Source organism: Sinorhizobium psoraleae, from assembly GCF_013283645.1.
Taxonomy (GTDB): Bacteria; Pseudomonadota; Alphaproteobacteria; order Rhizobiales; family Rhizobiaceae; genus Sinorhizobium; species Sinorhizobium psoraleae.
Genome location: NZ_JABEKV010000004.1, coordinates 435,612 through 457,319 on the forward strand (window position 1 = coordinate 435,612; position 21,708 = coordinate 457,319).

Below are 21,708 nucleotides of genomic sequence, written 5' to 3' on the forward strand. Positions count from 1 at the left end.
GGCTCACCCCCTGTGCTCGATCTTGTCGTCGCCCGGCGCCGGCACGACTTCGAGCGGCACCCATTGCGGCCCGCCTGCCGGCGGCTGCTCCGGTGGGGGCGCTTTCCGTTGAGCTTCTGACCTCATCGCCGCCAGTCCGCTCTGCGCGGCCTCGCGCTCGTCGGCCCTCTCGTCGCGGCGAGCAATCCTGGCGAGCGAGCGGGCGATCGACTTCACAGGGGAGGCAAAGTCCGGAAACTCGACCATGGCGAGCAGCAGCGCGGCGATCCAGAACAGATGATTGTGGGTGAAGAGCGCGATCAAACACAGCACGCCGATGATCTGCAACTGCCCCTTGCTTGCGCCATGCGCCATGTGTTCGGGCAGCGCGTGCAGCCTGAGATAGAGGATGCCGACCAGGAAGACCACGAGCAGCACGAAGACGGTCATCACATTGAACAGGACGTCCGTCTCTCCCGGTGCGGTAATGAAAACAGGCAGATGATCCACTGCCGCCGGATGCAACGCTTCCGCCATTTCGTCCCCCCAAAGCAGACCGTGCCAAGGCCGCATCATACGCCTTATGTCGTGGACTTCAAAGCGTTCCCCGGGACCGATACGGCGATGGCCGCGCATGAAAGGATGGGGGTGGCGGCGGGTTGGTTTTAGTGGGGTAGGGGAAGGGGCGGTGTCAGCGGTCGTTATCGGTTCAGCCCATCTCGCCACTACAGGCGACCACGAGCCGCCCGCGATTGCGCCTCTTGATTGCCAAGCAATTGACAATACAACCGTTTTGGGCTATGCCAAGGTCGTTTTCCGAAATCTGAAATACGTTCCTTGCAGCGAATTGCGTTTAGTCGTTCGAAACTGAACTGCAGCGCCGTGCGTCCTTCCGGCGCACGCCCGTCCGCCCAGGAGTGTTTCATGGTTCTCCCGCTTCCGCCCATCGTGCATGGGCCGATCACGCGCTTCTCTCCCTCAGTTCGGGTCACCGGAGTTCTCGCCGACGCGACGGTCGAGCTCTTCGCCGACGGCGGCCAGATCGGAAAATCCGTCGCCGGATCGAACGGCACCGTCTGGGTGACAATCTTCGACACGCCGAATGCCGGGCAACTGATCACCGCCGTCCAGACGACGACGGACGGCAGCAGCGCGCCTTCGCCGCAAAGCGTGCCGGTCATCGACCTCCCCAACCCCCCGCCGTCGCCGGTCTTCGTTTCGCCGCTGACGACGGCCATGTCCGCCGTGCGGCTGAGTGGCCTCGTGCCCGGCGCTTCGGTAACGATCAGCAACAACGGCACGGTCGTCGGGCTTGGCGGCGGCAGCGAAACCACCGCCTGGATCCCGATCCTTGCGGGCGCCAGCCTCGATGCCGGGACGCCGCTCGTAGCGGAGCAGACGCTGGCCGGAATCTCCAGCCCGTCCGTCGCCAGTCTTCCGCTCGTGCAAATCGGCCGTGAAGTGGATCTTCCAACGCCAAACGTCGCCCAGCCGGTGACCGCCTGCGAGACCAGTATCAACGTTTCGGGCGTCACGCCGTCGGCCGACCTCATCGCCGACAACGAGGGCGTCGTCACCACCTGGTTCAATCCGGCCGAGGCCTATGCCGCCTGGGGCGCGCCGCAGTTCCGGCAGGGGAAGATGCTGGTCAAGCAGGCGTTCCCGCGTCTCAACAGTGAAAGCGGTACAACCACGGTGCCGGTCGGACCACCGGTAACGCCTCCGACGCCGACGATCCAGTCCGACATCTGCCCGCAGATCGCACAGATCAAGCTTTCGAATCTGGCACCGGGATCGGTCGTCACTGTCTACACGCGCGCACCCGACCCGGCCAATCCGGGAACGATCGTCGAGACCGCGATCGGAACGGCCGGCGTCAGCGCCTCGAGCGAGCCCTTCAACCTGCCGCCCGGCGTCAACCCGGTTACGTCCGCCGGACAGCCAGTGCTGCTGACGGCCGCGCAGAGCCGTTGCGGGCTGACGAGCGCGAAAGCCGCGCCAGCGAAATTTGCGGCCGCAGGCGGACCCTATATGGTGCCGATCCTCGCCGGCCCGCTCTACGACTGCGCCCGCGTCGTGGTGATGCAGAGCGCCCATCCCGGCTCGCAGGTCGAGGCGCGCTCGACTGCAACGGGTCTGCCGCTCGGCGATCTCGTCTTCGTCGATCAACCGACGGTGTTCTTCAAGACGTGGTTCCCGCTCGTCGAGGACGACAAGGTCTTCATCCGGCAATATGGCTGCAATGCCAACGGCGATTCCGCGGCGGACCGCGTGCATCCCTTGCCCGCGCCGATCCCGGTGCCGGAGATCGGGGCGCCGGTCAGGCCGGCCGCGCCCTTCGTCTACGCCCATGGCTTCCTGCGCGGCGCCCGCGCGCATCTGCTCGTCAACGGTGTGCTCCGGTCGAGTGTCGACACGCAATATTCCGATGCCTGGATTCCGGTAGGGGCGCCGCCGCTTACCGAAGAGGACGTGGTCTTTGTCGTGCAGACGCTTTGTGCTCACGCCAGCGCCAAGGAGGGGCGCGGCGTGCCCGTCACGCGCGGCCATCTGAAGGTCAGCGTCACGCCGGAGACCGTGGTGCGGGGCTCGACCGCATCGGTTACGGTGACGGCGGTTGACGTCGATACCGGCGGTGCGGTGACCGGTGCACAGGTCCTGCTTGACGGAAAGGTCGTCGGCAGCACGGGTACCGCCTTTTCCTTCTCGCCCAAGGCCGGCCAGCCCAACCCGGCGGGGTTGGTCAAATCGCCGGTCCAATATTTCGACGCGCCGTTCTCGATCACCCTGACCGACCCGCCGCCGCAGACGGGCAAGCTCCATCTCAATGTCGGCCCGGGAGCACCGATCCCGCAGAAGGTCGCGCTCGCCGGTGCGACATGGACGGTCACGCCCCAGTGGTTGACCGGCCAGTCGTTCACGGCAAACGGCGCGAGTGCCACCATCGCGCTGCCGCAGCCGCCGACCGGCAGCCAGGCCAAGGTCACGGTCAGTCTCGCGACCACCTGGGCGGTCGCCGGCGAGATCAACGGCGCGGTGTTCCCGCCTCAAACCTTCCCCGGGCTGATGAACCCCGATCCGACCGTCCTGAGCTGGACCGGCAGCGACCTCACCGCCGGCTGGTGGGCGCTGGTGTCCGTCAGCGAGGACGAGGACGGCAATGCCCGCCTCAATGTCGTTGCGACCTTCCAGGGCGTGCAGTAGCCGTGCGTGCCATCGGCCGGGCATTCGCGAGCCGCCCTCCCGCCCAGCGGAAAGCGCGGCATGGACGCCTGGGTTCAGGCAAAAAAACGTCCCAATCCTCTGCTTCTGCATTTTTTTGCCGTGTTGCGCATGCAGAGCGGATCGTCGCGAGCGTTGGCGCGAGATCCGGGAGGAACGGCAATGGCCGGCACGCTCGCTGTTTTCGGTTGATTCAAGCTGGAATCATCGTGATCTAGGCTTGGACGTGATTCCGTGTCGTCATCCGGGACTTCGAAGGGTATCGAATTGCATCTTGTTGGAAAGTTGACCGCCGTTTCGCTCGCCGTCCTGACCGGAGCCATTGCGCTTGCCGGCGGCGGCCCGGCCATCGCCCAGCAGGCGACCGAATCCGCACAGCCGGCCCAGCAAACGCAGCCGGCCGCACCGGCACCGCAGGCCCAGCCTGCGCAACAGGACCAGCCCGATGATGGCGCGGAGACTGCTTCTCCGGCTCTGCAGCAGGCTGAGGAGCAACTCGCCAATGCCGATCGTGAGCTGAAGCTGCTTGGCGAGCGCGTCGAAAAGGCGAGGGAAGACGATACGCTGCTGGCAGAATTGAAGGTGCAGGTCGATGCCCTTTCCGGCCAGATCATTGCCGCCACGGTTGCGATGCGGCCGCGACTGGAGGAGATCAAGGCGAGGCTCACCGAGCTTGGTGAGCCGCCCGGCGAAGGGCAACCGCCGGAAGCCGCTATCGTGACGGAGGAACGAAAACGCCTGATCGCCGAACGGGGGGAGATAAACGCGCTGACGGGGCGTGCCGAAAACCTTTCGGTCGAGGCGAGGAAGCTTGCCAACGGCATCACCGCGACTAGACGCGCGCTCTTCTCCAACACGCTTCTGAGACACACCGAGATCTCGGCGGCAACGCTGGCGGAGGCCGTCACGACGACAATCGGCGAGACTCAAGCGCTGTCGCGCAGCGTCGGAAGCTGGCTGACCTTTGCCTGGAACTACAAGCGCGTACCGCTTCTCATCGCGATTTTCCTCTCGCTCTGCGCGGCGCTGATCTTTCTCGCCGGCAGCCGCCGTCTCTTCGCGCCCTTCCTCCGGCAGAATGGAGACGAGGAGGAGCCGAACTATTTCAGGCAGCTCTCGGTCGCCTTCTGGTCCACGGTGATCCCGACAGTGTCGGCAACCGCCTTCGCAATGTCGAGCTACTTCTTCCTCAATAGCTTCAATGTGTTGCGTCCGGATATTGCGCCGATTCTGGCGATCACGCTGGCGGTCGCCGTCGTGCTGCTCTTCGTCACCAGCCTCGCCCAGGCGGTGCTGTCTCCTCGGCAATCGAATTGGCGTCTCGTGCGCGTTTCCGACCAGGGCGCACGCATGCTGTTCATCTCGATCGTCGCGATGGCGCTGGTCAACGTCCTCGATTACCTCGCTGGACGCATCAGCGAATCTCTCGGCTCGCCGGTCATCCTGACCGTTGCCAAGAGTTTCGTGGCCTCGATCATCATCGGCCTCATCCTGATGTCGATGGCCTGGATTCGGCCGATGTTGCGGCCCGACGAGCCCTTCGATGCGCCCGGGCGGGCCTGGCCGCGCGTCATCTGGATTTCGTTTCTTCTCTTCGGCGCACTGCTTGTCGCCATCGCGCTTGCCGGCTATGTCGGCCTCGCTCGCTTCATAGCCACCCAGATCATCGTCACCGGTGCGATTCTGGTGACGATGTATATCGGCATTCTCACGGGCAAGTCCGTCTCCCGCCAGGGCGCCTTTGCCGAAACGGTGCCAGGGCGCTACCTCGAGCGCCGCTTCAATCTGGAGCAGGTGGCACTCGACCAGATCGGGCTTGCGGCCGGGCTCGGCATCTATGCGCTGGTGCTGCTGTTCTTCATTCCGCTGATCCTGCTGCAATGGGGCTTCCAGACCGCCGATATCGAATCCTGGGCCTATCGCGTGCTGACCGAGATCAGGATCGGCACGATCACCATCTCGCTCGTCGGCCTGTTTGCCGGCGTGCTCTTCTTCGCGCTCGGCTTCGTCGTCACCCGCTGGGTGCAGCGCTGGATCGACGGCAACGTCATGGCGCGCAGCCGGGTCGATGCCGGCGTGCGCAACTCTATCCGCACCGGCATTGGCTATGTCGGCGTCGGCCTTGCCGGCCTCATCGGTCTCTCGGCGGCAGGCATCGACCTGTCGAGCCTCGCGCTCGTCGCCGGTGCTCTGTCCCTCGGCGTCGGTTTTGGCCTGCAGAACATCGTCTCGAACTTTGTCTCTGGCCTGATCCTGCTCGTCGAGCGGCCTTTCAAGGTGGGTGACTGGATCGTCAGCGGCACGACCGAAGGTTTCGTCCGACGCATCTCCGTGCGCGCCACCGAGATCGAGACCTTCCAGCACCAGTCGATCATGATGCCGAACTCACTGCTCATCAACGCCTCGGTCGGCAACTGGACGCACCGCAACAAGCTCGGCCGTTCGGAGATCACCGTCACCGTTACCTATGCGAGCGATCCGCGCCGGGTGATCGATCTGCTGCAGGAGATCGCCGCCGCCCATCCGATGGTGCTGAAGAACCCGTCGCCTTCGGTCGGCTTCACCGCCTTCGGCGACGAGCGCATGACCTTCGAATTGCGCATCTATGTCGCCGACGTGCTGACGGCGGGCAACGTGCGCAACGACATTCGTGTCTCGATCTACGAGCGCTTCCGCGACGAGGGGATCGGCGCGCCGTTCCCGCTGAAGATCGAGGACACGACGCCGGAGGAAGAGGCTTCGGCCGAGGCAGAGCCTTCGTCCGCGCAAGAGCCCGAGCCTTCGGCCGAACCGGAAGAGGCGCCGGAAAGCGCGCCGTCCCGCGTCGCCAAACGCGGATCCCGCAGGGGGTGACGAGGCGGCCGCCGTTTGCGAGGTTTGCGCGCCGGGATCAGCCGCGGACGGGACTGAATTGCTTCAGCGCCTCGGGTTGTCACGAAGACTGGCGCTTCTCATTCCAGTGACGGGTACAGGAATGAGAAGCGCATTGCTAACCGCCAAGCGTTCGCTTTGCGCCGCCGCGGTTTTGGCCAAAGCGGGGGCGGACGTCGTCGTTACGCTCGCCGCGCCGCTCGCGTCGATGACCACAAAGCTGCCGCTCAATGGTCAGCAAATCGCCCCGGTACCGCCCCATCGAGCACTCTTAGACGGTTCATCGTCACCAATGCGTCGCCCCCCTAGGGGGAGGAACGAACGACTGCTGCGTGTTCCTTGGACCGGTACCGATCCAGAACATGCGGCAATTCAAGTACTACAGCGACCTTTGCGCGTCTGGAGACCCACGGGCGCTGTAAGGCGGTATTGCTGCCGATCAAGTCATGCACGTTACAGAGGAATGAACATGATCACTCGCTATACACCCGTTGCAACGTTGACCGCTGCGGCATTCAGCTTGATGGTTTTCAGCCCGGCGTCCGCGTTGGAAATGGCCCAGGCGCAACAGACGCAGCCCCAGGCGCAACAGACGCAGCCGATGCAGGGGCAGCCCGATAGCACCGGCGCGGCCGTCAGCGACCAGAAGATCGAGGCCTTTGCGGTCGCCTATCTGCAAGTCGACAAGGTCCGGCAGGAATATTCGGCCAAGATCGAAGCGACACCGGACGACGCTGCAAAGCAAAAGCTGCAGACCGAAGCCAGCCAGCAGATGGTTCAGGCCGTTGAAGCCTCCCCGGACATTTCCGTGGAGGAATATACATCCATCCTGACGGCCGCGCAGAACGACCCGGCTTTGGCCAAGAAGGTTCAGGAGAAGATCCAGAACTCCGCACCCGCGCAGGCACCGGCTCAGCAATAATTGCGGCGCGCGGAAGTCACCATGAACCGGCGCAACGGTAATCACACCGTCGCTCCACAAGCAGTGCCCGCACTTTCGCGGGCACTCGCATCATTGAAAGTGCAAGCCTTTGCGCGCCCGACAGGACGCGCGGCGCCGTAGCTGCGTCAGTATTTCGACGGAACGTAGAGTTCCTGCGGCAGCACCTTGCGTTCGTAGTCGGGATTGAACACCCGCTCGGGCAAGGCAATGTCATCGTGCGGCACGTCCTCGTAGGGGATCTGCTGGAGCAGGTGGTCGATGCAGTTGAGTCGGGCCCGCTTCTTGTCGTTGCCCTCGACGATGTACCACGGCGCCTCGGGAATGTTGGTACGGGCGAAGGTCTCTTCCTTGGCCTTGGTGTAGGCCTCCCAGCGCACGCGCGACTGCAGGTCCATTGGCGACAGCTTCCACTGCTTCAGGGGGTCGTGGATGCGCATCAGGAATCGCATCTGCTGCTCCTCGTCGGTGATCGAAAACCAGTATTTGACCAGCCGGATGCCGGAGCGCACGAGCATGCGCTCGAACTCCGGCACGTCATTGAAGAATTGCTCCACCTGGTCTTCGGTGGCGAAACCCATGACGCGCTCGACGCCGGAACGGTTGTACCAGGACCGGTCGAAGAGCACGATCTCGCCGCCGGCCGGCAGGTGGGGCACGTAACGCTGGAAGTACCATTGCGTCTTTTCGCGGTCGGAAGGGGCGGGCAGCGCCACGACCCTCACGACACGTGGATTGAGGCGCTGGGTGATGCGCTTGATCACGCCACCCTTGCCGGCGGAGTCGCGCCCCTCGAAGATCACGACGACCTTCTCCTTGTGATAGGCGACCCAATCCTGCAGCTTGATCAGCTCCGCCTGCAGCTGGAGCAGCGCGCGGAAATATTCGAGGCGTGGAATCGAGGGCGGGTGGGCCTTGCGGTAGATCTTGCGGATCTCATCGGAAAGGGCCGGCTCGGAAAGCTCAAGCTCATAGTCCTCATCGATCGTATCGGCCAGTTCGGCTTCCAGCCAGTCCGGGCCTTCCGCATCCTTCTTGTCCATGTCATCTCTCCCGTATTCTCACCGTCAACCGCGGTCTCTCGCGACTGTTCCACAACCGCGTGAAAGAAATTTGAACCGCTGGCCGCCACCTGTGCCGGGGCGGTTCGCCCGCCACGCCGTGAGCAGCGATCCTCTCGCGAATCCTATCACAAGGTTTTGATTTTACTCCTATCTTCGCCGCCATAGGCTCATTGTCGCGGGTTTGGAACCTGCATCAGGGAGGAGACCATGAAACGCACAGTTGCACTTGTTGCGGCCGGCTTGGCCTGTTCGGTCGTGGCCGCCAATGCCCCCGCCCATGCCCAGGATACGAGCATGAGCTTCTTCGTCACCAGCGCCAATCCCGGCAAGGGCGGCGACCTTGGCGGTCTTGCGGGTGCTGACGCCTATTGCAACACACTCGCGACGGCGAGCGGTTCGACCGGCAAGACCTGGAAAGCCTATCTTTCCACCGACGCGGAGAATGCGAAGGATCGGATCGGCAGCGGCCCGTGGTACAACGCCAAGGGCGAAAAGATCGCCGATGACGTGGCGTCGCTCCATAGCGACAAGAACAACGTCACGAAGCAGACCGCGCTCAACGAAAAGGGCGAGGTCATCAACGGCCGCGGCGACACGCCGAACCGTCACGACATCCTGACGGGCTCGAATCCAGACGGGACCGCCGCGGCAGAGACCTGCGGCAACTGGACGATGGGCGGGACTGAGGGCGCGGCGATCGTCGGCCACAGCGACCGGACCGGCCTCGACGATTCCGCCGCGGCCAAGTCCTGGAATTCCTCGCACACGACGCGCGGCGGCTGCACGCAGGAGGCTTTCAAGACCACCGGCGGCGATGGGCTCTTCTACTGCTTCGCCGCGAACTGAGCGGGACGGTATCGCATGTTTCCGGAGCCCCGAACGGCAGGGCGGCGGTCCGGCTGGAGCAAATCCAGGAGTGGTGTGCAACGGTTTTCCGTCCGCAATTGCGCGGTTCAAGAGCTAGATCACTTCACTGTTTGGTACAGTGAAGTGATCTAGCGGCGGCGGGAACGCCGCCATTCGCCCGGACCGGCCTGCACGATTTTCGCGAAGACCCGGGTGAAATGGCTCTGGTCGGCAAAGCCGCAACTGCTGGCGATTTGGGTAATCGAGAGGCTCGAGTTCAGTAGCAGGTCCTGTGCTCGTTCGATGCGCCGGGCGAGCAGCCATCGATGCGGTGGGGCGCCGGTCGTTTCCTTGAAGGCGCGGGCGAAATGGCTGCGCGAGAGACCGCATTCGCGGGCGAGGGCCTCTAGCGCGATGTCGCCGTCGAGATGCGCCAGCAGAATCTCCTTGGCGCTCCTTTCCTGCCAGGGCGCAAGGCCGCCGCGCCGCGGCCGGTGCCCGGTCGGCATGTCGCCATAATTGCTGCCGAGATGGGTGAGCAGGGCCATGCCGACATGGTCGAGGAACAGTTGATTGGCCTGTTCAGGCCTTTGCAGTGCGGGCAGGAGGCTGGTTCCGAGACTCCGCACGACGATGTCGTCGTTGGGAACGCCAGGCGCTATCCCGATCGTGCCCATGCGCGAGACGCCCCGTTCCTCGGCCGTCCTGTCGAGCGCCTGGCGCGATATGTAGATGGCCAGGCAGTCGATGGGGTCCGTGAGGACGGAGGAATGCTCGGAATTCAGGTCGAGAAGCGTGAACTGGCCGCTTCTGATCGGCGCAATCTGCACCGGGCGACCACCTACCCAATAGGGATGCGGCTCGAGATCGAGCAGTTGCAGGCAGACGAGATAGCCGTCCTCCCGCTCGATCCGGCCGGCGCCGTCTCCTTCCCTCTTGTCCCAGCTGACACGCGTGGCGGCGAACTCCGTCCTTTGCAGACGCTGGACGCTTATGCTCGGCGGCGCTTCGACGCCGACAGACTCGCCCAAGCGCTGGCCATATGCTCCTCTGGCCATTCGCGAACTCCTATCAAGTGGAATTACCGCTCGAGGTCCGTTGCCGCTGTTCTTCCCGGACGCCCCGCAAAAACATAGCACTTCCGTACAAAACGCAGCAACATGGACGCTGGCGCGCTCGGCGCGCCTGCATAAGCTTGGCCCGTTGCACTCCCAAAATCGACTGATCGCTTGAAAGAACGAACACGCGTTCCAGCAAGGAGTCTGCGTTTACCATGTCCGAACACGACAAATCCGAGAGCGGGGAAGCGGGATCACCGGTCACAACCGCGGCCGTCCATTTCGCATTTTCCCGACGCAACGTTCTGCAGATGGCAGCAGGGGCCGCGACGCTCGCGGCCATTCCTCACGGCACGGCGCAAGCCGCGTCGCCGGCCGCAACAATCGCAAATCAGGAGGGAACGAGCGTGACGCCAGCGCGCATACGACTGACGGTTAATGGGGAATTGCGCGAACTGGAGCTCGATCCGCGCCAGTCGCTGCTCGACGTTCTTCGCGAAACGCTCGACCTCACCGGCACGAAGAAGGGCTGCAATCAGGGCGCCTGCGGTGCCTGCACGATCCTCGTCGATGGCAAGCGGATCAATTCCTGCCTGACGCTCGCCGTCATGCACAACGGTGCCGAGATCACCACGATCGAGGGACTGGCGAAAGGCGACGAACTCCATCCGCTCCAGGCGGCGTTCATCGAGCATGACGGGCTCCAGTGCGGCTTCTGCACGTCGGGCCAGATCATGTCCGGCGTCGGCTGCATCGCCGAGGGGCACGCCCATTCGCCGGAGGAGATCCGATTCTGGATGAGCGGCAATATCTGTCGGTGCGGGGCCTATCCGGGCATCGTCGCCGCCGTCGCCGATGCCGCCGGGAGGACCTGACCATGTTTCCATTCAGCTACGAAAAGGCCCACAGCGAACAGGAGGCGATCGCCGCCGCGGCCGCGGGCGCGCGCTATATCGCTGGCGGGACGACGCTCATCGATCTCATGCGTGAGGAGGTGGAACGTCCCGAACGGCTCGTCGACATCAATGCGCTTGCGCTCGGCGGCATACGGGTCGAAGGCTCCGATCTCGTCATCGGCGCGCTCGCCCGGATGACGGAGGTTGCCGCCCATCCCGATACCCTGCGTCTGCAGCCGCTCGTCGCCGAATCCCTGATCGAAGGCGCATCGCCGCAGTTGCGCAACGTCGCCTCGATCGGCGGCAACCTGCTGCAGCGCGTGCGCTGTCCCTATTTCCGCATGCTCGATGCGCCATGCAACAAGCGCGAGCCGGGTTCGGGCTGCTCTGCGATCGACGGCCTCAACGGCGGCCACGCCATACTCGGCGTCAGCGATCATTGCATCGCCACCCATCCGTCCGACGTTGCGGTGGCGCTGATCGCACTCGACGCGAGGATGCGCGTCCGCGGGCCGGAAGGCGAGCGCACTTTTCCCGTCGAGGAACTCTTCCGGCTGCCGGGCGATACGCCGCATCTCGAACACACGCTCAAGCCGGGCGAACTGATCGTGGACGTGCGGGTGCCCGGCGGCCCGCACAGCCGTCGCGCGCGCTACCTCAAGGTGCGTGACCGCGAGTCCTACGAGTTCGCCCTGGTCTCGGCGGCCGTTGCCATGGAAACGGAGGGCGGCGTGATCCGCTCGGTCCGGATCGCCTGCGGCGGCGTGGGGACGCGACCATGGCGGATGCGCGCCTCAGAGGCGGCGCTGATCGGCAAGGAGCCGGGCCGCCCGGCCTTCGATGCGGCTGCGCGGCTGGCGGCCGACGGCGCACGGCCGGCTTCCGGCAATCACTACAAGGTGGAACTCCTGCAGCGGACGATCGTCCGCACGCTCGAAATGGTAGGAGAAATGGCATGACGACGAATGTCATCGGACAACCGCTCCCCCGCATTGACGGCCGCGCCAAAGTCTCGGGAGGTGCACGCTATGCGGCCGATTTCAACCAGAAAGGCCAGGCTTATGCGGTGATCGTCAGCGCCACGGCCGGTCTTGGCCGCATCACCGAGATCGGCGCGGAGGCCGTTTCCGCCATGCCGGGCGTGATCGCAGTGATTAGCCACCTCAATGCGCCGCGACTTGCCTACGGCGAGCACAAGGGCTCGATCGACCCGGCTATCGGCGAGCGCCTGCATGTGCTTCAGGACGACAAGGTGCGCTTCTGGGGCCAGCCGGTGGCGATCGTCGTCGCCGATACGCTCGACCACGCCGAACGCGCCGCCGCGGCACTTAATGTCGCTTACGCCGCCGAGCGTCCGGTCGTCAATCCGACCGGTCTGCTCGCCAGCGCCGTTGTTCCGGAGGCCACGAAACGGGGTGGTCGGGCGGATGCCGACGCCGGGCGGGGCGACGCGGACGCGGCGCTTGCGAGCGCTGAGGTGAAGGTCGACGAGAGCTACGACATCGCCCGCCAAAACCACAATCCGATGGAGCCGCACGCCACCGTTGCGGCCTGGGACGGCGACCGGCTGACGCTCTGGAGCAAGAGCCAGTATGTCATCAACGAACAGGCCGAGATCGCTGCGATCTTCGGCCTGCCTGTCAAGAACGTGCAGGTGATCTGTCCCTTCGTCGGCGGCGCCTTCGGCACGAGCCTCAGGACGTGGCCCCACGTCACGCTTGCGGCCATCGCGGCGCGGCAGGTGGGTCGGCCGGTCAAACTCGTTCTCACTCGCAAGCAGATGTTCTTCACGACCGGGCACCGGCCCCGCACGCTCCAGCGCATCGCGCTCGGGGCGGCGAGCGACGGCAAGCTCAAGAGCCTGATCCATGAGGGCTACGGCGAGACCAGCCGCTACGAGGAGTTCATCGAGGCGCTGACCTCGGTCTCGGGCTTCCTCTATTCCTGCCCCAATGTGCGGACCCGCTACCGGCTCGTGAAGCTCGACACCGGCACACCCACCTACATGCGCGGCCCGGGCGAGGCGAGCGGCGTCTTCGCGCTCGAATGCGCCGTGGACGAGCTTTCCTACAAGCTCGGTCTCGACCCGATCGAACTGCGCCGTCTGAACGAGCCTGAGATCGACGAGGCCGAGGAGAAGCTGTTCTCGAGCCGGTCGCTGATGAAGTGCTACGATGCCGGTGCCGAGCGTTTCGGCTGGTCGAAACGCGATCCGAAACCGCGCTCCATGCGCGATGGCCGACTGCTGATCGGCATGGGCGTCGCGTCCGCGAGCTATCCGGCGTTCCACGCTCCATCGAGCGCACTCGCGCGCCTGCTTCCCGACGGAACCGCCGAGATCGAAGTGGCGGCGAGCGACATGGGGCCGGGGACATATACGTCGATGACGCAAGTTGCCGCCGAGACGCTCGGACTGCCGGTCGAGAACGTCCGCTTCAGCCTTGGCCGTTCGGACTATCCGCCGGCTCCCTCCCATGGCGGCTCGTGGACGATGGCGTCCGTCGGCTCGGCGATCCGCGCCGCCTGCATCGCCGTGCAGGAGGAGGCGGCAAGGCGCGCCGTCGCGGATCAGCGCTCGTCGGTCTTCGGCGAGTCGATCGATGGCGTCATGTGGGAGGAGGGGCGGCTGCGCCGCCGCGGCGACACTGCCCCGGGGCAGGCCTACGGCGACATTGCGGCGAGCGCCGGCGGTGCGATCGAGGCGAGCGCGTCCACCAAGCGCGATCCCGACGTCGCAGGCAAATATTCGATGCATGCCTTCGGCGCCGTCTTTGCGGAGGTGGCGGTCGATCCCGATGTCGGCACGATCCGGGTACGCCGCGCGATCGGGACCTATGGCGCCGGTCGCATCATCAATCCGCGGCTTGCCGCAAGCCAATGCGTCGGCGGCATGGTCGGCGGCATAGGCATGGCGCTGATGGAGCGGACCGTGCTCGACACGCGCGACGGCCGGCCGGTCAACGCGCATATGGCGGACTATCTCGTGCCCGTGAACCTCGACATTCCGGACATCGAAGCGCATTTCGTCAACGAGGTGGACCCGCACGTCAATGCGCTCGGCGTCAAGGGCCTCGGCGAAATCGCGCTCGTCGGCATGGCACCCGCCATCGCGAACGCCGTCTTCCACGCGACCGGCATTCGCGTGCGCACGCTGCCGATCCGGATCGAGGACATGCTGGTCTCGTGACATCCCGCGTTCGGTCGGCGCCCCCCGGCCGAACGCTTCGTCCCTCCCGTCTCGCCCATGCCGAGGAGCCCCTGTTCGAGTTCGCCTGATCGGCTTCCATGTGTTGCACTCGATCGCCTGCTGCGTGAAGATGGCGGCCGGGTGAATCGTCGAGGGAGATTGGTGCGAAACATGGCGGCAACAAAAGGGCGGGTCTGCCGATGGCCCCGGTAACGGTCGATCCGGAGAAGGTTCGCGAGTTTGCGGATGCCGAGAGCTTCTATCGCTGGCTCGGCGCGCACCACGACACGGCGGACGAGGTGTGGATCAAGATCCACAAGGTGAGTTCGGGGCTGAAGTCGATCACGCCCAAGGAGGCGATCGACGTCGTGCTGTGCTGGGGCTGGATCGACGGCTTGCGCAAGGGGCTAGACGACAAGAGCTTTTTGCAGCGCTATACGCCGCGCAGCAGGAAAAGCACCTGGAGCCAGATCAATGTCGACAATGTGGCTCGGCTGATCGCGGAGGGCCGGATGACCGAGCACGGGCTGAAGCAGGTCGAGATGGCGAAGGCGGACGGGCGCTGGGAGCGCGCCTATGCAAGCGGCAAGGACATGAAGATCCCGGACGATCTGCAAGCCGCCATCGACGCCGAACCCCGGGCCAGGGAGATGCTGGTGAAGCTCAGCGAGCAGAACCGTTTCGCGCTGGCCTTCCGCACCCACAACATGAAGACCGAGGCCGGGCGCAAGAGGAAGATCGAGACCTTTGTCGAAATGTTGAAGCGCGGCGAGACGATATACCCGCAAGGGAGAAAATGATTTCCGATAGGGCCACGGTTCTGCCGCGCGGGACGCGGCCGTAACGCCTTGAATCGGCGATGATCTATCCGATTCCGCTTTGACGGATTATGCAGTAAGCTTGCCCGCGCTACTGCGTTCTTTGCGCGTCTGATAAGACGCGCGGCGCTGTAGGGGGGCGGATGCTGCATGACACGCGCGCAGCAGGTGGGCGTCATTATCGGTTTGGCGATTGTAGCGGCGCTGACAATGCTGCGGGCAAGCGATCCGCCGTTGCTGCGGCTCGCGCGCAATCTGACGTTCGACGAGTATCAGCGCATTGCACCGCGCGCCTTCGAGAACATGCCGGTCCGGATCGTCGATATAGACGAGGCGTCGCTCCGGGAGCTCGGCCAGTGGCCCTGGCCGAGAGATCGCATCGCCGTGCTGGTGAACAGGCTGACCGAGATGGGAGTGTCGGCAATCGCCTTCGACATTCTGTTTGCCGAGCCCGATCGCCTTTCGCCGCGCAATATCGTCCGCGACATTGACGGCGTCGACCCGTCATTGCTTGGCCGACTGCCTGACAATGACGAGATCTTCGCGCAATCGATCGTGGGACGGCCCGTCGTCCTGGGCTTCGGCATCTCGAACGAAGGAAGCTATCGCCCGCCCGTCAAGGCGGGCTTTGCGTTTACGGGCGAAAGCCTTTTCGCCGCGCCGCCGCATATAGAGGCGGCGACGCCGCTCCGGCCGCAGCTTGAGGAAAATGCCGCCGGTCTCGGGCATATCAGTCTCAATCCCGGTGCTCCGTCGCCGGTTGTGCGGGCGGTGCCTCTTTTCCTGAGCGACGGCGAGCAGCTTTATCCGAACCTTGCGCTCGAAGCGCTGCGCGTCGCGCAGGGGGCCACGACCTACGTGCTGGCGGGCGCCCCGGACGTGCAGGATACGATGACGCATGCGAAGATCGGGGATTTCGTGGTTCCGGTGACGGCGGCGGGCGAACTCTGGCTCTATGTCAGCCCCGACCGGGCCGAACGATATGTCTCCGCTAGGCATGTGCTCGCGCCCGGAGATCCAAGTCCCGCGACCAAGGCCGCGATCGAGGGCAGCATCGTGTTCGTCGGCACGTCGGCCGCAGGCCTGCAGGACATCCGCACAACCGCCCTCGGGCAGAACGTGCCCGGCGTCTCGCTGCACGCGCAAACCGTGGAGCAGATCTTGTCCGGTCGCTTTCTCTCGCGCCCGGATTGGGCCGACGGGCTCGAGATCCTCTGCATCGCCGCGGCGGGCTGCCTGCTGGTGATGCTGACGACCTTTGTCAGCCCCGCGGTCGCGCTCGCCTGCGGCCTGTTCATCACCGCGATGGGCCTTGTCGCGTCCTGGCTCGCCTTTCTTTACGGCGGGCTGCTCTTCGATCCTCTAGCCCCGATCGTCAGCGGATCGATCACGCATTTCGCCGCAACGGCATTCCGGTTCCTGGTGACCGACCGGGAACGCCGAGCGGTCCGGCGTGCCTTCGGCCATTATCTTTCGCCGTCGCTGCTCTACCGCATCGAGCATAACCCGGATGCGCTGCGCCTCGGCGGCGACGACCGCGAACTAACGGTGATGTTCGTCGACGTCAGAAACTTCACCGAAATCAGCGAGCGGCTTGCGCCGACCGCCGTCGTCGGTTTCCTGAACACGCTTCTCGATGCGCTGAGCCGCCACGTCATTGCCAACGAGGGCACGCTCGACAAGTTCATCGGGGATTCGATCATGGCCTTCTGGAACGCCCCGGTCGATGTCGCCGACCACCCGGCCAAAGCCGTCCGCGCCGCGCTCGCCATGCGCGAGACGCTTACGCGCCTCAATGCCGACGACGCGTTCGGCTTCGGAGGCGAGCAGAGCGTCTCGATCGGGGTCGGCATTCACACCGGCATCGCCTGCGTCGGCAACATGGGCGCCGAGGCGCATTTCAACTATTCGGCCGTTGGCGACACGGTCAACGTCGCGGCGCGGATCGAAGCCTCGTGTAAGGACGTTCTCTTCGACATTCTGGTGTCCGAGGAGACCGCAAAGGCGCTGCCGGGCCATGCCTTACTCGAGGCGGGGGCGCTGGCGCTCAAGGGGAAAAGCACGCGGAGCAGGCTCTTCGCGGTCGTCGGCGACGAAAAAGTCGGCGCGTCGGCCGAATTCGCCGAACTGCGGTGCCTCCACTTGAAGCTCGTCGACGCGCTGCGTTCCCGCGCGCCGAACCGCAAGATCCTGAACGCGGCGAAGCTCAAGGCGGCGAAACTCGACGGATTGGCGGATTTCTACCGCCGGATCTCTCGCCGGGCTGACCACTTCGCCGATCATGCCTGATGAGGATGAGGCGGAACAGCCGTTGCCCATCCAGAATTCAATAAGTCTTGCGCCTAGCCCTCGCGTACCGGATCCGGGCGGGGGGCGCCGGGATCGCGCGCGGGCTCGCCATGGTCGGGACGAGAATCGCCGCGGTCGGGACGTGGATCGTCATGCTCGTGACTGGGCCTGCCCGGATCGCGGCGGGGCTCGTCATGGTCGGGACGCTTGTCATCGTCGCGACGTGGCCTGCCAGGATCGCGAGGATCCTTGTCGTGGTCGACGCGGGGTTTTTCGCGTGGCGGAGGTTTTGGTGCCTCAGGCTTGGGGGCGCGTCGCGGAGTGACTTGCGTTGGCGGAATCGGAAGCGCCGCTCGAATGCTGCAGCCACCGCCGACCCAGCCCAGCCCTCCGGCGAGCTGCTGATTGCCGGAGAGGAACGGCAATGCTGCCTCGTCGCCGAGCGTCTCCAGGATGCGGCGGTCGACGCGGCGGGCATCCGAGAGTTTGCCGTTGCGGTTGGCGACGATGCAGTCGCACCGCCGCGTCAATTGCTTGCAGCCGCCGGGACCGCAGAAGCTGGCCGCGCCGTTCAGCAGGACGACGGCGGTCGTCCCGTCGCCACGCACATAGAAGTCGAAGGCGGTGCCGCGAACGCCGATCGTTCCGGCGGGCGTCAGGATCTCGTAGGCAGTGCTTTTCGATTTTCCACTGATCCAGCGGAACGTGCCTTTCGTCGCCCTCAGGCTGAGCTTCTGCAGGGAGTTGGAGTCGTCGAAGACGAACTTGTCGATCACCACTGACGAGCCCCAGCCTATGGCCAGCTTGGTGCCGTCGCGGAAGACAAATTGTCCCAGTCCGGATTTTGAGGTCAGAATCCGTTCGTCCCGGTGGACCGGGTCTTTGACCGCCAGCGGACCGCCCGCACCCCTGACTTCAGTCCTGATCCGCGTTGCCTCGCCGATTACCTCGGCGGCCAACGACAGCGGACCGTGAAACATGACACCGAGTGCGACGATTGCAGCGCCACGCAAATAAGACATGGCACCCCTCCTGGATCACGGCGACTCTGGATTGTAACAACCTGAAGTCTTTCTGCGTGATCACTAGTTTCAAAGAGTTAGATCGATTTCACTGTTTCCACGGACAATGAAACGATCCAGCTGGAGCGGGGATTGGCTGAAATATTTGCAGCACTTGTTCTTCGCCCCACTCGAAGTTGTTTGACTATTTACCATGTGACGGGGTGGCGTGTCTCTAATCCGTTCGGGCTAACGGATCGCCTCGAGCTGCTGCGACTTCAAGAAAACACGAGTAAAAGCAACGTTTTATGGTCGTGAGATTCACGCCGGACACAAGACCCCGTACGGGCGGGGCACCGTTCAGCACGCATTCAGCCGTCCAGCGATAAAAAGCATGCAATTCGTCCCGCCGCGGTTTAGGCTGGCGCGGGCTGAAGAGGGGGCCGGAGCTTACGTCAAGGACGTAGGGCGCGACCGGCGACAAGGGGCGGCGCTTGATGAGCGTCGGTGGGCGATGAAGACAATCCTGATTGCTTTGCTTTCCGGCATTCTTGTGACGGGAGCCACTTCCGCTGCGACCGTGACGAACAAGGACGGCGAGACCGCCGTACTGGTCGTCGTCGAGGGCGAAAGCCGGATGGAAGTCGCGGTGGGTTCAGGCGCAACGGAAATGATCTGCCCGAGCGGCTGCTTCGTCACGGCGCCGAGCGGCGACCGCATCGGCCTTCAGGGGGACGAAACGATCGAGATCGTCAACGGCTCCGTCGTCGTCAAATAGGCGTGGGCGCCACGCCGCGGACGAGTGGCTTGGTCGCGACGCAGACTGCCGCGCTTGCCGCGAGGTGAAGGCGTATCGATCTGACCTCGCGGATGCAGGTCGTTCACGGCGCGGACGCACCGTGATTGACTCCTTGCCGAAAGCGACGCCGGCAAGCGCCTCCGCGGCAATGGCATGGATCGTCACCTCAGCAACCCGGAGCGGCGACCACCGCTACCAGCCGTCTCTATCAGGCGTGATGGTCGCTGACGGCCTTGAGCAGTTCGCCCGTCATTTCCCGGCTGCTGCAGTGGGAAATATCACCGAGCGACAGCATGCCGACCATCCGCTTGTCCTCATTGATCACCGGCAACCGCCGAATTTTCTTCTCTTCCATCAGGTGGATGGCGTCCTCGATGGATTCGCTGGTGCGGCAGAAGACGATCTCATTGGTCATGACGTCTCGCACCGTGAGCGAGGAGACATCGTGGCCGTTGGCGAAGGCCCGCAGGGCCATGTCGCGATCCGTGACCATCCCGACCAGGCGATCGTTTTCGCCGACGGGCAGGGCGCCGATATCGTCATCCTTCATGATGCGTGCTGCCGTGCGCAGGTCCGTGTCCGGCGAGATCCAACGTACTCCGGAGTGCATGGCTTCCGAGATTCTCATCGTAACCTCCATGTTCGGCAAACATGAAGCATAGGCGGAAATCATGGCTAATCATTGATATCCGGCGGGATTACACAAGGGAAGGGCCGCTCGCGCCGCCGGCGGAGCGGCCCTCGACACCGGTCGATCCGGTAATTCGTCCCCCTCAGGTCAGGTTTTTTCGCCGCTCCAGTTCCGCTTCGGTCGGCTGCTCGAATTCGAACGAGCCGGTGACGACCTCGCCCGCGCGGACGTACTTGTTGACGGTCACACCGGAGCCGGAGACCTTCGAATTGACCAGCTTCAGAGCCATCGGCGAGGCGCCGTCGCCGAACAGTTTCTTGCCCTTTCCGAGCACGACCGGAAAGATCGATACATACATCTCGTCGACCAGATCATTCCGGAAAAGCGTCTGCAGCAAGTCGGTGGAGCCCTGCGTCAGGAGGTCCGGCCCGTCCTCGCTCTTCAGCTTCCGGAGCGTGGCAACGACGTCGCTGCCGAGGCTCTGGCTGTTCTGCCAGCCGAGCTTGAAATCCGGATTGCGTGTCGCGACGAATTTGGTGATGCGGTCGAACAACGTGCCGATCGGATCATCGGCGCCGGCATAGGGCCAGTGCGCCGCGAAAATGTCGTAGGTCTTCCGGCCAAGCAGAAGATCGAACGGTTTGGCAAACATCTCGTCGACCGCCGCGCCCATCGTCTCGTCGAAATAGGGCGCGACCCATCCACCGTATTTGAAACCGCCTGTCGGATCCTCGTCTGGTCCGCCCGGCGCCTGCATGATTCCATCGAGACTTACGAATGCACCAACGACGATCTTCCTCATTGTGGTTCTCCTTCGCGGTTTTGTTTCCGGCGTAGCTTTGTTTCTGGGTCTAGGACGCGCGACAGTGGGCGAGACCGACAGCGGTTCAACAAAAATCTCCGCTTGGGACGTTCGGACGGTGAAGTCTCCGCTATTTCCTCCGCTGCGGCCGGGCGTAGTCGGGAATCCTGAATCGTCGGCGGTAGCTTCCCGGCGTCAACGCCGTGACGCGCTTGAAGAGGCGGCGGAAGAAGGCGGGGTCCTCGTAGCCGACCTGCCAGCTGATCTCATCGACCGGGGCTTCCGTTCGTTCGAGCCGGCGCTTGGCGTCCTCGATCCTCAGCCGCTGGACGTAGGAGATCGGGCTCAGGCCGGTTGCGCCGGTGAACCGGCGCTTGAACGTGCGTTCGGTGAGTCCGGCGCGGCGGACCATCTCCTCCAGCGGGTTGGCGACAGAGAAATGCGTCGCGATCCATTCCTGCGCCGCCCGGATCGCAACGTCTCCGTGGTCGTTGCGCCCCTCGAAGACGATGTAGGGCGCGAGCCCGTCCTGATGCCATTGCAGCGCGAAGTAGCGCGCGATGGCCTGCGCCGCCGTTGCTCCGGCGTGGCGGGCGATCAGATAGAGTGCCAGATCATGCCAGGTCATCGAGGCGCCCGACGTGATCAGTTCCTCGCGCACGCCGGAAACGACCAGAACGCGTTCAGGGTGGATCGTCACCTTCGGGAAGGTGCTCTGAAAAGCCTGGGCGTAACCGAAATGCACCGTCGTATCGACGCCGTCGAAAAGTCCGGTCTCTGCGAGCAGGAAAAGGCCCGAGCAGGCCGAGCACAGAAGCGCGCCGCGGTGATGCATGGCGATGAGCCAATCGACCAGATCCGGATGCCGACCCTTCTGCCACCCGTCTGGTCCGAGCAGGATAGAGGGGACGATCACGATGTCGGTCGTCTGGAGCGCGGCGATGCCGCGCTGCACGATCACCGGCACGCGACTGGCGAGTTCCAGCGGTCCGGGCTGCAGTCCCACGATCTCGACCCGAAACGGCGGCGCACCGGATGGGGCGTCGCCGGGTGGAGGTAGCACGGCGAAGGCATTCATCACGTCGAAAATGCCGCTCAGCGTCGACACGACCGCCTCGGGTATGGCGACGAGGCTCACGTGAAGCGGGTGTGATCCGGTCTCGGCGGTGTTGCGCGGCATCTCGAATCCATGAAAGGCGGGCGGCGCCACGTCGGTGAATAAGTTCTACCGCGAGACGGCGCGTGGCGCAAACGGCCCGATTCCGGACAATCCCGCTCTGCCGCCCGGCCACGGCAGATGCGATC

17 protein-coding genes are annotated in these 21,708 nt (G+C 64.4%); 10 read left to right on the forward strand and 7 right to left on the reverse strand.

The genetic code is table 11. The annotated features are described in order from the left end of the window. Positions 1-3: 3 nt before the first annotated feature. A complete protein-coding gene (locus ILFOPFJJ_RS23090; protein WP_173512885.1) occupies positions 4-516 on the reverse strand; it encodes a hypothetical protein in 513 nt (170 codons plus the stop codon). Between the two features lie 387 nt (positions 517-903). Between ILFOPFJJ_RS23090 and ILFOPFJJ_RS23095 the strand changes: the two genes are divergently transcribed. The 3 genes from ILFOPFJJ_RS23095 (at position 904) to ILFOPFJJ_RS23105 (ending at position 6,994) form a co-directional block, all read left to right on the forward strand. Further along, entirely contained in the window at positions 904-3,183 is a 2,280-nt protein-coding gene (locus ILFOPFJJ_RS23095; RefSeq protein ID WP_173512886.1) for a hypothetical protein, read from the forward strand. Between the two features lie 285 nt (positions 3,184-3,468). Beyond that, positions 3,469-6,054: a mechanosensitive ion channel family protein gene (locus ILFOPFJJ_RS23100; protein ID WP_173513332.1), complete on the forward strand. Its 2,586-nt coding sequence runs from the start codon at positions 3,469-3,471 to the stop codon at positions 6,052-6,054. Positions 6,055-6,535: 481 nt separating this feature from the next. Next, positions 6,536-6,994, forward strand: a complete 459-nt coding sequence (locus ILFOPFJJ_RS23105; protein WP_173513333.1) for a DUF4168 domain-containing protein — start codon at positions 6,536-6,538, stop codon at positions 6,992-6,994. A 146-nt stretch (positions 6,995-7,140) separates the two neighbouring features. Here ILFOPFJJ_RS23105 and ppk2 read toward each other — a convergent pair whose 3' ends face one another. Continuing rightward, the gene (gene ppk2, locus ILFOPFJJ_RS23110) at positions 7,141-8,055 is read right to left on the reverse strand and encodes a polyphosphate kinase 2 (protein ID WP_173512887.1); all 915 of its coding nucleotides are present in this window, start codon (positions 8,053-8,055) and stop codon (positions 7,141-7,143) included. Between the two features lie 228 nt (positions 8,056-8,283). Here ppk2 and ILFOPFJJ_RS23115 point away from each other — a divergent pair, with 228 nt between their 5' ends. Beyond that, positions 8,284-8,922, forward strand: a complete 639-nt coding sequence (locus ILFOPFJJ_RS23115; protein ID WP_173512888.1) for a hypothetical protein — start codon at positions 8,284-8,286, stop codon at positions 8,920-8,922. Positions 8,923-9,071: 149 nt separating this feature from the next. Here the strand turns inward: ILFOPFJJ_RS23115 and ILFOPFJJ_RS23120 are convergent, their stop codons facing one another. Beyond that, on the reverse strand, positions 9,072-9,980 hold the full coding sequence (locus tag ILFOPFJJ_RS23120; protein ID WP_173512889.1) for a helix-turn-helix domain-containing protein: 909 nt from the start codon (positions 9,978-9,980) through the stop codon (positions 9,072-9,074). Positions 9,981-10,195: 215 nt separating this feature from the next. Between ILFOPFJJ_RS23120 and ILFOPFJJ_RS23125 the strand changes: the two genes are divergently transcribed. The 5 genes from ILFOPFJJ_RS23125 (at position 10,196) to ILFOPFJJ_RS23145 (ending at position 17,170) form a co-directional block, all read left to right on the forward strand. Next, positions 10,196-10,855: a (2Fe-2S)-binding protein gene (locus ILFOPFJJ_RS23125; protein ID WP_376741444.1), complete on the forward strand. Its 660-nt coding sequence runs from the start codon at positions 10,196-10,198 to the stop codon at positions 10,853-10,855. A gap of 2 nt (positions 10,856-10,857) precedes the next feature. After that, a complete protein-coding gene (locus tag ILFOPFJJ_RS23130) occupies positions 10,858-11,835 on the forward strand; it encodes an FAD binding domain-containing protein (RefSeq protein WP_173512890.1) in 978 nt (325 codons plus the stop codon). Then, a complete protein-coding gene (locus ILFOPFJJ_RS23135) occupies positions 11,832-14,063 on the forward strand; it encodes a xanthine dehydrogenase family protein molybdopterin-binding subunit (RefSeq protein ID WP_173512891.1) in 2,232 nt (743 codons plus the stop codon). Before ILFOPFJJ_RS23130 ends, ILFOPFJJ_RS23135 begins: the two co-directional genes overlap by 4 nt. Before the next feature lie 200 nt (positions 14,064-14,263). Further along, positions 14,264-14,863, forward strand: coding sequence for a YdeI/OmpD-associated family protein (locus ILFOPFJJ_RS23140; RefSeq protein WP_173512892.1), 600 nt, complete (start codon positions 14,264-14,266; stop codon positions 14,861-14,863). 168 nt (positions 14,864-15,031) lie between these two features. Further along, positions 15,032-17,170: a CHASE2 domain-containing protein gene (locus ILFOPFJJ_RS23145; protein WP_173512893.1), complete on the forward strand. Its 2,139-nt coding sequence runs from the start codon at positions 15,032-15,034 to the stop codon at positions 17,168-17,170. Positions 17,171-17,223: 53 nt separating this feature from the next. On the opposite strand, the gene ILFOPFJJ_RS23150 is transcribed toward ILFOPFJJ_RS23145, so the two are convergent. Further along, on the reverse strand, positions 17,224-18,192 hold the full coding sequence (locus tag ILFOPFJJ_RS23150) for a FecR family protein (protein WP_173512894.1): 969 nt from the start codon (positions 18,190-18,192) through the stop codon (positions 17,224-17,226). Positions 18,193-18,685: 493 nt separating this feature from the next. Here ILFOPFJJ_RS23150 and ILFOPFJJ_RS23155 point away from each other — a divergent pair, with 493 nt between their 5' ends. Next, positions 18,686-18,949 (forward strand): hypothetical protein, encoded by a 264-nt coding sequence (locus ILFOPFJJ_RS23155; protein WP_173513335.1) that lies wholly within the window; start codon positions 18,686-18,688, stop codon positions 18,947-18,949. Between the two features lie 229 nt (positions 18,950-19,178). Here ILFOPFJJ_RS23155 and ILFOPFJJ_RS23160 read toward each other — a convergent pair whose 3' ends face one another. From ILFOPFJJ_RS23160 to ILFOPFJJ_RS23170, 3 genes are all read right to left on the reverse strand, one after another. After that, positions 19,179-19,598, reverse strand: a complete 420-nt coding sequence (locus tag ILFOPFJJ_RS23160) for a CBS domain-containing protein (protein WP_173512895.1) — start codon at positions 19,596-19,598, stop codon at positions 19,179-19,181. A gap of 145 nt (positions 19,599-19,743) precedes the next feature. Beyond that, positions 19,744-20,403 carry a dihydrofolate reductase family protein gene (locus tag ILFOPFJJ_RS23165; protein ID WP_173512896.1) on the reverse strand — a complete coding sequence of 220 codons (660 nt, stop codon included), beginning with the start codon at positions 20,401-20,403 and terminating at the stop codon, positions 19,744-19,746. Between the two features lie 130 nt (positions 20,404-20,533). Further along, entirely contained in the window at positions 20,534-21,583 is a 1,050-nt protein-coding gene (locus ILFOPFJJ_RS23170) for a GlxA family transcriptional regulator (protein WP_173512897.1), read from the reverse strand. Between the last annotated feature and the right edge of the window lie 125 nt (positions 21,584-21,708).